We start from the raw sequence: 11,778 nt of genomic DNA on the forward strand, positions 1-11,778 counted from the left end.
TATTGTACTATTTTGTTTTTAATTTACTATAAATGAGATACATTTTACTTGAGGTCGTCTGAAATGCCGTTCCCACTAAAGTGGAAAACTTCAGACGACCTTTTACCAACAGACGCTTTCAGGCAGCGATGTTCGGTATAAACCCTGTTTTTCCAAAAATCTATTGCCGCCGGCTTTTTGGGCTTGCACCAGCCTGACAAGGACGAACATGGATACCAGCCCATCAACCGACAGCCCGTTAAGATTAAACCCAGCAAAACGACCGAGATAATCTGTTTTATTGACTGTCTTTCCCTTTTGGTTCCCGTCTACCGAAAATCGCGCTGCCGATACGCACATGCGTTGCGCCGCACGCGACCGCCACAGGCATATCGCCGGACATTCCCATAGACAATACATCCGCGTGGACACCCGCCGCGTTCAGGTCGGCAAGCAGTTTCTGCATGGTTTGAAACTGAACGCGCAATGCTTCATCATCGCTGTCGGCTTTGGCGACACACATCAACCCGCGTACAACCACATTCGGCAACTTCGCCACTTCCACCGCCAGCGCGACCGCCTCATCGGGCGCAACGCCGTGTTTCGCCTCCTCGCCCGCGATATTGACTTCGATGCACACCTGCAAAGGCGGCATTTCGGGCGGACGCTGTTCGCTCAGGCGGCGGGCGGTTTTCAGACGACCTATCGTATGCACCCAATGCGCGCGTTCGGCGACAAATTTGGTCTTGTTTGACTGCACATCGCCGATGACGTGCCAAACGATGTCGGGCAAATCCGCGAGCGTTTCCGTTTTCTCGTACCACTCCTGAATATAGTTCTCACCGAAATCACGCTGCCCTGCGGCATATACCTCGCGGATGTCGTCTGAAGGGAAGGTTTTGCTGACGGCAATCAGACCCACTTCGCCCGCCTGCCTGCCCGCCTTTTGCTCGGCTTCGGCAATGCGGCGGCACACCTCCGCATAATTTTGTTGCAATACCGACATGATTTCTTCCTTTATTACATCAATTACAGCGATTTTGAAAATTTTACTTGGTCTGAACGGTTTATGTATTTAAAATAATACAATTTATCGGAACCTGAACAGGGAAATGCCCGGCATTCCGCGTCCGCATTTTAAATCGGGTTCCGCCTCATTATTCTAAACTAAAACAAGGCCACATTATGCAGATTACCGACTTACTCGCTTTCGGCGTCAAAAACAAAGCTTCCGACCTTCACTTAAGCGCCGGAATGTCCCCCATGATCCGCGTTCACGGCGATATCCGCCGCATCAACCTACCCGAAATGTCCGCCGAAGAAGTCGGCAACATGGTCACTTCGGTCATGAACGACCATCAGCGCAAACTGTTCCAACAAGATTTGGAAGTGGACTTCTCCTTCGAGCTGCCCAACGTCGCCCGTTTCCGTGTCAACGCATTTACCTCCAACCGCGGCCCTGCCGCCGTCTTCCGTACCATTCCGAGCGACGTATTGACGCTGGAAGACCTGCGCGCCCCGCGTATTTTCCAAAAAATCGCCGACAACCCGCGCGGCTTGGTATTGGTAACCGGCCCGACCGGTTCCGGTAAATCCACCACGCTGGCGGCGATGATCAACTACATCAACGAAACCCAACCCGCACACATCCTCACCATCGAAGACCCGATCGAGTTCGTCCACCAAAGTAAAAAAGCCCTCGTCAACCAGCGTGAGCTGCACCAACACACCCACAGCTTCGCCAACGCCCTGCGTTCCGCATTGCGTGAAGACCCCGACGTGATCCTCGTGGGCGAGATGCGCGACCCCGAAACCATCGGCCTCGCGCTGACTGCCGCCGAAACCGGCCACTTGGTATTCGGTACGCTGCACACCACCGGCGCCGCCAAAACCGTGGACCGTATCGTCGACGTATTCCCTGCCGGCGAAAAAGAAATGGTACGTTCCATGCTGTCCGAATCCCTGCGCGCGGTTATTTCACAAACCCTGCTGAAAACCCGCGACGGCAACGGCCGTGTCGCCGCACACGAAATCCTCATTTCCACCCCCGCAGTGCGCAACCTGATCCGCGAAAACAAAATCGCCCAAATCAACTCCGCGCTGCAAACCGGTCAATCACACGGCATGCAAACCCTAGACCAAGCGCTGCAAACCCTCGTCCGCCAAGGTACCATCAGCCCCGACGTAGCCCGCAGCAAAGCGCAAAACAGCGACAGCATGACCATCGTCTGATAAATACATTCCATTATCGGGAACAGACCAGGTCGTCTGAAAACGCAGTTTACACAACGAGGAAACCCGTTTCCCGTTTTCAGACGACCTCCGCAAGGCAGGCAACACCCAATAACAAACAAACCGCCCGCCGGTCTCAATATTCACTTACTGATAAAGAGTACACAAAATGAGCGAAACAACTCCTTTACACGACTTACTCAGCGAAATGGTGCAAGCCTACTCGCAAAAAAACCAACCGCCGCACATCCCCACCCCCGCCGAAATCGGCACACACCTCCATCCCCTGCTCGACCGCATGTGCGTCGAAGCAGAAAAACGCGGCGCATCCGACATCTTCATCAGCGCAGGCTTCCCGCCTGCCGTCAAAGTCAGCGGCACCCTGACCCCTGTCCCGCACAAAGCCCTGACCGGCGAAGACACAGCTGCCATCGTCGAATCCACCATGAACCCCGAGCAGCTTGAGACCTTCAACCGCGAATGGGAACTCAACTACTCCGTCCAATCCCGCAGCAACACCCGTTACCGTGTCAACGCCTACCACGAACAAGGCCGCGTCGGCATGGTCTTGCGCCGCATCAACCAAGAAATCCCCGAAATGGAGAGCCTCGGCCTGCCCGCCAAACTCAAAGACCTCTCCCTTTCCCCGCGCGGCCTGCTGATCCTTGCCGGCCCGACCGGTTCTGGTAAATCAACCACCATGGCATCCATGCTCGACTACCGCAACCACAAAATGCCCGGCCACATCGTCACCATCGAAGACCCGATCGAATTCATCTACAAACCCCGCCGCAGCATCTTCACCCAGCGCGAAGTCGGCATCGACACCAACGACTGGAAAATCGCCGTCCAAAGCGCGATGCGTCAAGCGCCCGACGTCGTCTGTATCGGCGAGGTGCGCAGCGAAGCCAGTATGGAATACGCCCTCCAGCTTGCCCAAACCGGCCACTTGTGCGTCTTCACCATCCACGCCAACACCGCCGCCCAAACCATCGAGCGTATCATCAACTTCTACCAAGAAGACCGACGCAAACAAGTCCTTATGGATTTGGCGCTCAACCTGACCGGCATCATCGGCCAACGCCTCGCCATCAAGAAAAACCGCAGCCAGCGTACCGCCGTCGTCGACCTGCTGCTCAACACGCCCGCCATGCAGGATTTGATTTTCAAAGGCGAACTCATGGAAATCCGTGAACTCATGATGCGCTCCGGCACAGACGGCATGCAGACCTTCGACCAACACCTGTTCGAACTCTACATCCAAGGTCAAATCGAATACGACGAAGCCCTGCGCCAAGCCGTTTCCACCAACGACCTGCGCCTGCGCATCCAAATGCACGAAGAAGGCAACGACCCCGACCGCCTCTACGACCGCATCAGCGATTTGAACCTGATTTCGTAAATACCCGATTTCAGGCAAAACAAAGGTCGTCTGAAAACCCCGATTCAGGTTTTCAGACGACCTTTGTTATAGTGGATTAACTTTAAATCAGGACAAGGCGCCGAAGCCGCAGACAGTACAGATAGTACGGCACCGATTCACTTGGTGCTTCAGCACCTTAGAGAATCGTTTTCTTTGAGCTAAGGCGAGGTAACGCCGTCCTGGTTTAAAGTTAATCCACTATATTTGATACGGCGATTATCCGCCCCTTATCAAGAAGGTTTTAGGGAGAGCGCAACCATCGGATTGGCTTTAACCAGAGCCAGCACCCAGTTTTGCATGAGCGCTAATCTTAATGCCCTCTTTGCCGGAAGAAGCAGATTACCGAATACGATGTTTGCCGTTTCTGTCGATTTTGACCAATTTGACGTCGAATATCAAAACGGAATTCGGACCGATTTTATTGCCAAGCTTTTCTTCTCCGTAAGCGAGTTTGGCAGGAATATAAAAGGTAGCCTCGCCGCCTGCTTTCAAAAGCTGCAAACCTTCTATCCAGCCCGGTATGGTTTGGTCAAGCCGAAAAGAGATAATGCCGCCTACTCCATCATCACTTACACCTTCTTTACTGCTGTCGAAGACAGTACCGTCAATCAGGCGGCCTTCATATTCGACATGTACGAGATCGTTTTTCCGAGGCTGTCTGCCTGTACCCTCTTTGATCATTTTGTACTGCAAACCGGATGCTGTTGTTTTCACGCCCTCTTTAGTGGCATTTTCTTTCAAAAAAGCCTCGCCTTTTTCTTTATTGGCTCGTGCTTCTTCCTCGTATTTTTTCGTTGCTTTAGCTTCAAGTTCTGTCATGATTTCCACTTGCGCTATGCTGGCTTCCGATTCACTCAATTTAGTCTGTTTACCATCGTATACGGACTGTACGGCTTTAAAGAAGGCTTCCATATCAACTTCGAAACCCTGTTCCTTCATCTGCTTCAAGGATTTGCCAACGTCCATACCCATTGCATAGCTGCCTTTTTCATCCAAACTTTTGAAAGATGAAGATGTATCTGATTCAGCAGACGCCTCGGTCTCTTTTGCAGTTGTACCATTAAGAGATGAAGGCGTGGTCGTAGTTGAAGAAGTATCGGGGGTTTTATTGCTGCAAGCTGTCAGGGAAAACGAGGCAATAAGTGCCAACATGCTTAATTTCAAGATTTTATTCATAGTATTTCTCTTTGGCGGGAAATTGGAAGAAGCAGGGATTATAACCTTCGCATAAAGAAATTAGAAAAAAATCATACAAACACGATAAAAAGGTCGTCTGAAAACCCAAAAACCCAGTTTCAGACGACCTTTCTCACTCTTATGGCAATAAAGCCACACCGATCAATGTAAACTGCCATTTAAGCCTTTATCATTTTCTCCGCACTCCGCCTCCGCTGCCAAACGCACCCCTCTCCACACAGCAAGGTTCATAAATCTTCATACTTTTCATCGCACTTTACGCAAATTATAAATCGCGCACCTCAACATTTCGGGCGATACAAATTCAGCCGTTTCAATGAATTACAAACGTTAAGCACTTGAGAAGATGGGTAACGCCTCGGCAAAGGCGGTTGCGGCTCATCCGCAAGCATCCGATACTGGATTCGTCGGAAGCAGAAACACGCTTCCTGTTTATCCGTGAAGGAGCATTATCATGAAAAAAACCTTACTGACTGTTTTATTGGCTACCGCTTCCGCCATCACTTTCGCTGACGGTTCTTTTACCGGCGCAGGCTTGGAAGTCGGCGCGGGAGCAACCAAAAGTGATGTGCGCAATGTCAATCTGAACGAAAAAACCAAAGGCGACGTTGCCGTACGCGGCAGCTACAACACACAATTCGGACAAAGCAACTGGATTGGCGGCGTTGAAGCCGGCGTTAAACCGCTGCACCGCAAAATCGCGGGCAATGCGAAACAAAAAGTCGATGCCAACGTTTCCTACGTCCAAGGCTACCGCCTGACCGACAATGCGCTGGCTTACGGTAAGGTCGGCTACCACTACGGCCGCTTCGACAATCTGGGCGCGAAACGCAACAATATGAACGGCCTCGGCTACGGCGTGGGCGCGAAATACGCCGTTGCACCGAATGTCGAAGTCGGCGCCGAATGGGAGCAAACCCGTTATAAAAAAGACAATTTGAAAGTCCACAACAACAGCTACATGGCTACTGTCGGCTACCGCTTCAAATAATCTTTTTTAAACAGACAAAGGTCGTCTGAAACCGTAAATCTGGTTTCAGACGACCTTTTTGTCGATTCGGGCATCTTAAACGATGCCCTCTTCTTTCAGCCTTCAGTCTTTACGCGTTTCCACCAAGACCATTTCGGTGGCGGCAACGGGTTCGACTTCGATTTTCGGCACGTCCGCGCGGCGCAGGCCGGATTCGGGTTCGGGCTGAACCTGTTCGGCAAAAGCGGCGACGGCTTCGGGATTGGTTTCGACGAACACCAAGCCGCCTAAGTCGGGCAGCGCGGCAACGGCAGGGACAGTTTCTTCCGGCTCGGTCGCTTCCGCTTGGCTTGCTTCCGGTGCAGTTTGCGGCTCGGATTCTGCTGCTTGGGCGGCTGCGGCGGCCGCTGCTGCTGCGGCAAGGGCTTCGATGGCGGCGGCGGCTTCGCGTTCGGCTTTCCAAACGACCAGCTCTTCCTCCATTTCGGCGACGGCTTCGGCTTCACCTTCGGCAGGGACGGCGGTCATTGGTTGGTAGCCGTCTTCGGTTTCGATGGCAAACACAGAAGTCGGGGTTTCTTCAACGCTGCCGATGGCGGAGTCGATGATGCTGCATTCGTCGTCGGTGCTGTCTTCGATCAGGATGCCGCTGTCCGCTTCTTCGCCTTCGATGGAGAACACGAAGGCTTCTTCAGTGGCCGCAACGGGTTCGGAAACGACGACAACCAAAGGCTCGGCACTATCCTCGGGAGCGGGGATGGTCACGGCAAACGGTTCTTCTTCGACAGGCTCGCCCATGACGTGCGCGGCGGCGAAGCGGACTTTGTCGGCGGTATCGTGAATATTCAGGTACTGCTCGATTTTGGCGGCAGACGGAATATTGCGTTTTTTACCGTTTTGACGGCGGTCGCGCTGATTGTTGCGTTCACGGCGGTCGCGTTGGTTGTTGCGCTCGCGTTGGCGGCGGTCGTTGCCTTTTGGTGCATCGTTATCGGCGGTTTGTACGCCCTCTTCCGCTGCGTTGTCCACTGCTTCGGACAAGGTTTCTTCCGCACGGATTTCCGCTTGTTCGCGGTTGCGTTCGTTGCGGTTGTTGTTGCGGCGCCGTTTGCCGCCTTGCGCCTGTTCGCCCGAACGGGATTCGTTTTCAGACGACGTTGCGGCGGCGAGTGCTTGGACTTCGAGGTTTTCGGCTTCCGCGGCGGCGTTGCGCTCGTTTTGGCGGTTGCGGCTGCGGCGGTTGTCTTTGGCGTTGCGGTTTTCGTTTTCCGCCGCCTGATTGTCCGCTGCTTTGTCTTTAAAGTCCGCCACTTCGCGCACTTCTACCTTGCTGCCGTCGTGCCTATTGTTGCGGCGCGGGTTTTGGCGGCGGTTGTTTGCGCGGCGGTTGCCGGAATTGCCGTTGCGGTTGTTGCCGTTTGAAGTGCGTTTTTCCGCCACTTCGGCAACAGGCGCGGTTTCGGCTGCGGTATTGCCGCCGAAAATGCGTTTGAGCCATGCTTTGAAGGTATCCCACCATGAACCGCTTTTTTGCTCGGATACGGTCGGGGCAGGCTGGGTATGGCGCACGCCTTTGACGGCGGGTTCGGGACGGGCGGCCTTGGCTCTTTCGCTGCCGAAAGGTTTGGCGGATTCGTCTTCTTCCGGCTCGGCAACGCGTTTGTAGCTCGGTTCGCCGTCTTCTTCTACGTCATCGATGCGGATGCGGTTGATTTCGTAGTGCGGATTTTCCAGATGGATATTCGGAATCAGGACGACGTTGACGTCCAAACGCTCTTCCATCGCAAACAGCTCGGCGCGTTTTTCGTTCAACAGGAAGGTGGCGACATCGACGGGTACTTGCGCATGCACTTCGCCGGTATTGTCTTTCATCGCTTCTTCTTGAATGATGCGCAAAACGTGCAGGGCGGTCGATTCGATGCCGCGGATGACGCCGGTACCGGCGCAGCGCGGGCAGGCGACGTGGCTGCTTTCGCCCAAAGCGGGTTTCAAGCGTTGGCGGCTTAATTCCAAGAGGCCGAAGCGGGAGAGTTTGCCCATTTGCACGCGGGCGCGGTCTTTTTTGAGCGCGTCGCGCAGGACGTTTTCGACATCGCGCTGATGCTTGGGGTTTTCCATGTCGATGAAGTCGATGACGACCAAACCGCCCAAGTCGCGCAGGCGCATTTGGCGGGCGACTTCTTCGGCGGCTTCCATATTGGTTTTGAACGCGGTGTCTTCGATGTCCGCGCCGCGTGTCGCGCGGGCGGAGTTGACGTCGATGGAAACCAGGGCTTCGGTGTGGTCGATCACAATCGCGCCGCCGGAAGGCAGGCTGACGCTGCGGGCAAACGCGCTTTCGATTTGGTGTTCGATTTGGAAGCGGGAGAACAGCGGCGTATGGTCTTCATAGAGTTTCAGACGACCTACGTTGCTCGGCATGACGTAGCTCATAAACTCGGCAACTTGGTCATAAACCTCTTGATTGTCCACCAGAATTTCGCCGATGTCGGGACGGAAATAGTCGCGGATGGCGCGGATGAGCAGCGAGCTTTCCATGAAGAGGAGGTAGGGTTCGTGGTGCGCTTTGCCGGCTTCTTCGATGGCCTGCCAAAGCTGTTTGAGGTAGTTCAAATCCCATTCCAACTCTTCCGCGCTGCGGCCGATGCCGGCGGTGCGGGCGATGATGCTCATGCCGTTCGGAATGTCGAGTTCGGCCATAGCGGCTTTGAGTTCTTGGCGCTCTTCGCCTTCGATACGGCGGGATACGCCGCCGCCGCGCGGGTTGTTGGGCATCAATACCAGATAGCGTCCGGCCAGGCTGATGAAGGTGGTCAGCGCCGCGCCTTTGTTGCCGCGTTCGTCTTTTTCGACTTGGACGATGACTTCCATGCCTTCTTTGAGCACGTCTTGAATACGCGCCCTGCCGCCTTCGTAATCGCGGAAATACGAACGCGATACTTCCTTAAACGGCAAAAAGCCGTGGCGGTCGGTTCCGTAATCTACGAAACACGCTTCCAGCGACGGCTCGATGCGGGTGATGATACCCTTATAAATATTACCTTTGCGCTGCTCTTTACCCAGCGTTTCGATGTCCAAATCCAAAAGGTTTTGCCCATCGACAATGGCAACGCGCAGCTCTTCGGCCTGCGTTGCATTGAACAACATTCTTTTCATAATCATTACCTCGCACAGGCGGGCAGCCTTTTCAGACGACCTGCCTGCTCTTTGTCAGACACTCTGCGAGGCGGGCGGGATTGGGCATAGCCCGCGCCCCTTTTCGGCGCGGGATGCAGAAACCCGGATGAGCAATCAGTTTTTGAATTGAAGTCCGCAAGGTTGCACGCCGCCCAAAACAATGCGGCCGTGTGCGGAAGGATACGGATAAAGAAGGCAATAAAGAACAATGCGGCGGAACACTCCGTCCGCCGCCGAAGTCCGGACGGTACAGGCCCGGCTTGAAAAACAGGTAGCCGACATCTTCTTATTATCGTTATGCCGGAAGTTTCGAACGGTGCAGCGCGGCAGGTTTGTCAAACACCCGCCCCTCGTCTTATGCCCGGTCAAATCGGCAAAATCAAATCAAACTTAATTACGCTCCTGCGTTTACGGGCTTTGGCATAAACGCAGGGAAAATGCTTTGCAGAGTGCGTTTTTAATATAAAATCTCGTTTTAACAATACCATCCGTCCCATACGGCCTGTTTGTACAGGTTTCTGCCGAAACGGATGTTCGGGATTATAGATGAAAACGCACGCAATAAGCAAAGATTCAGTCAGCCTGATTACCGTCGCCGAACACGAAGCCGGACAACGCCTTGACAACTATCTGATAAAAATCCTCAAAGGCGTACCCAAAAGCCATATCCACCGCATTATCCGCGCCGGCGAAGTGCGCCTGAACAAAAAACGCTGCAAGCCCGACAGCCGCATCCAAACAGGCGACCTGCTCCGCATCCCGCCCGTGCGCACCGCCGAAAAACAAAGGTCGTCTGAAAACCGCGCCCAAGCCGTACCTGCACGCGAATTTACCATCATCTACGAAGACGACGCATTGCTCGTCATCGACAAACCCGCAGGCACCGCCGTCCACGGCGGCAGCGGCGTGAGCTTCGGCGTCATCGAACAAATCCGCCGCGCCCGCCCCGATGCCCGCTATCTCGAACTCGTCCACCGCCTCGACAAAGACACCAGCGGTCTCTTGATGATCGCCAAAAAACGCAGCGCGCTCGTCAAACTGCACGAAGCCATCCGCAACGACCACCCCAAAAAAATCTACCTTGCGCTGGGCGTAGGCAAACTGCCGAACGACAGCTTCCACGTCAAACTGCCCCTGTTCAAATACACCGGCGCACAAGGCGAAAAAATGGTGCGCGTCAGCGAAGACGGACAATCCGCGCACACCATCTTCCGCGTGCTCAACCGCTTTTCAGACGACCTCCTGCACCAAGTCGGCCTCTCGCACCTCACCCTCGTGCAAGCCACCCTGAAAACCGGCCGCACCCACCAAATCCGCGTCCACCTCCAATCGCAGCACTGCCCCATCGCCGGCGACGAACGCTACGGCGACTACCAAGCCAACAAACGCCTCCAGAAACTCGGTTTGAAACGGATGTTCCTGCACGCCGCAGAGCTGCACCTCGACCACCCGCTGACAGGCGAAAAACTCATCTTAAAAGCCCCGCTGCCGCAAGATTTGGCACAATTCGTCCTGATGCTGGAAAACGCAGGGAAGGTCGTCTGAAACTTGTAGCGTGGGCTTTGCCCACGAAATGAGTGCAAAAACGATGGGCAAATTCGAATCATCAGGCAGCAAGTTTCGCGGGCATAGCCCACGCTACGACTTACTGCACTTTCTTACTCAATCTCAATTAAAAACCATTTGCATTAACTAAGTAAGTTTCGCTATAATTTCACTGTTTAGCGGCTGTAATTTTTAAGGTTTTTTTGGTCAATAGATATAATTGAGGTTGGTGGGATAGGTTCGACTCCTATAAAAGTATTGCAAATCTTAGCTTTCTTGGTGTTAATCATAATAAAATTCATCGTAAATTACTTATCAGTAGCTCCAGTATCCAGAAAGGAGGGTAACAATATGAGTAAATTTAAACCAATACTTGCAGCAATATTCGACAACATACATGCAATCGGATTTGTATACTTTAGTGGTAGTCTACTGACCAAAAAATCTTTAGAACAAGAAAAAGGTCGTCTGAAAATACAATATTTCAGACGACCTTTTTTTCCGCTACCATAACGCCCGACACAAACACGGACAAACACCATGACCCCGACACAGCAACTCCAATCAGGCATACAGGCATTAGGTTTGGACCTATCCGCAGAACAGCAAACCCTGCTGCTCGCCTATACCGGTCTGCTCAAAAAGTGGAACAAGACCTACAACCTCACCGCCCTGCGCGACGAAGCGCAAATGGTCAGCCACCACCTGCTCGACAGCCTGACCCTGCTCCCCTACCTACAAGGCGCGCACACCATGCTGGATGTCGGCTCCGGCGGCGGACAGCCGGGCATTCCCGCCGCCATCTGCCGCCCCGACCTCAACATCACCCTTCTGGACGCCAACACCAAAAAAACCGCCTTCCTGCAACAAGCTGTCATCGAACTCGGACTAAGTAACGTCCGCGTCGTCAGCGGCCGCGTCGAAGCCGTTCAAGACTTACAAGCCGACATCATCACCAGCCGCGCCTTCGCCGAACTCGCCGACTTCGTCAACTGGACGGCACATCTGCTGAAAGACGGCGGCCGCTGGGTCGCCATGAAAGGCGTGTACCCCGAAGAAGAAATCGCCAAACTCCCCGACACCGTCGCCGTCGAACGCGTCGAAGCCCTCCACGTCCCCGGCTTGGATGCAGAACGGCATATGGTGGTTTTGAAAAAAGTTTGAACCTTCCGAACGTTGATTCTGAATATTGCAAAGGTCGTCTGAAAACCCGAAACAGGGCTTTGAACTGGCCCCCAAATCTTGGACACTCATA

At 53.7% G+C, this 11,778-nt stretch carries 8 protein-coding genes and 1 pseudogene; 5 read left to right on the forward strand and 4 right to left on the reverse strand.

Annotated elements, in window-relative coordinates; genetic code table 11:
• Positions 1–152: 152 nt before the first annotated feature.
• A pseudogene (locus HMPREF3277_RS15580) lies at positions 153–281 on the reverse strand (RNA-binding protein); the annotation flags it as partial.
• Entirely contained in the window at positions 278–985 is a 708-nt protein-coding gene (locus tag HMPREF3277_RS06375) for a YggS family pyridoxal phosphate-dependent enzyme (RefSeq protein WP_070870390.1), read from the reverse strand. The pseudogene HMPREF3277_RS15580 and the gene HMPREF3277_RS06375, both read right to left, overlap by 4 nt.
• A 179-nt stretch (positions 986–1,164) precedes the next feature.
• Here HMPREF3277_RS06375 and HMPREF3277_RS06380 point away from each other — a divergent pair, with 179 nt between their 5' ends.
• Complete coding sequence (locus HMPREF3277_RS06380; RefSeq protein ID WP_003767088.1) at positions 1,165–2,211, forward strand: type IV pilus twitching motility protein PilT; 1,047 nt, start codon at positions 1,165–1,167, stop codon at positions 2,209–2,211.
• Positions 2,212–2,380: 169 nt separating this feature from the next.
• On the forward strand, positions 2,381–3,613 hold the full coding sequence (locus HMPREF3277_RS06385) for a PilT/PilU family type 4a pilus ATPase (protein ID WP_003759784.1): 1,233 nt from the start codon (positions 2,381–2,383) through the stop codon (positions 3,611–3,613).
• A 360-nt stretch (positions 3,614–3,973) separates the two neighbouring features.
• Here the strand turns inward: HMPREF3277_RS06385 and HMPREF3277_RS06390 are convergent, their stop codons facing one another.
• Positions 3,974–4,810: an FKBP-type peptidyl-prolyl cis-trans isomerase gene (locus HMPREF3277_RS06390; protein ID WP_070870391.1), complete on the reverse strand. Its 837-nt coding sequence runs from the start codon at positions 4,808–4,810 to the stop codon at positions 3,974–3,976.
• Between the two features lie 475 nt (positions 4,811–5,285).
• Here HMPREF3277_RS06390 and HMPREF3277_RS06395 point away from each other — a divergent pair, with 475 nt between their 5' ends.
• The gene (locus HMPREF3277_RS06395; RefSeq protein ID WP_003767081.1) at positions 5,286–5,822 is read left to right on the forward strand and encodes a porin family protein; all 537 of its coding nucleotides are present in this window, start codon (positions 5,286–5,288) and stop codon (positions 5,820–5,822) included.
• A gap of 102 nt (positions 5,823–5,924) precedes the next feature.
• Here HMPREF3277_RS06395 and HMPREF3277_RS06400 read toward each other — a convergent pair whose 3' ends face one another.
• Positions 5,925–8,957: an Rne/Rng family ribonuclease gene (locus HMPREF3277_RS06400; RefSeq protein ID WP_210401158.1), complete on the reverse strand. Its 3,033-nt coding sequence runs from the start codon at positions 8,955–8,957 to the stop codon at positions 5,925–5,927.
• A 567-nt stretch (positions 8,958–9,524) separates the two neighbouring features.
• Here HMPREF3277_RS06400 and HMPREF3277_RS06405 point away from each other — a divergent pair.
• Together HMPREF3277_RS06405 and rsmG are read left to right on the forward strand one after the other, a co-directional pair.
• Positions 9,525–10,523, forward strand: a complete 999-nt coding sequence (locus tag HMPREF3277_RS06405) for an RluA family pseudouridine synthase (protein ID WP_070870394.1) — start codon at positions 9,525–9,527, stop codon at positions 10,521–10,523.
• A gap of 540 nt (positions 10,524–11,063) precedes the next feature.
• On the forward strand, positions 11,064–11,687 hold the full coding sequence (gene rsmG, locus HMPREF3277_RS06410) for a 16S rRNA (guanine(527)-N(7))-methyltransferase RsmG (protein ID WP_003759807.1): 624 nt from the start codon (positions 11,064–11,066) through the stop codon (positions 11,685–11,687).
• Positions 11,688–11,778: the final 91 nt, after the last annotated feature.

The organism is Neisseria sp. HMSC70E02 (assembly GCF_001838645.1).
GTDB lineage: Bacteria > Pseudomonadota > Gammaproteobacteria > Burkholderiales > Neisseriaceae > Neisseria > Neisseria macacae.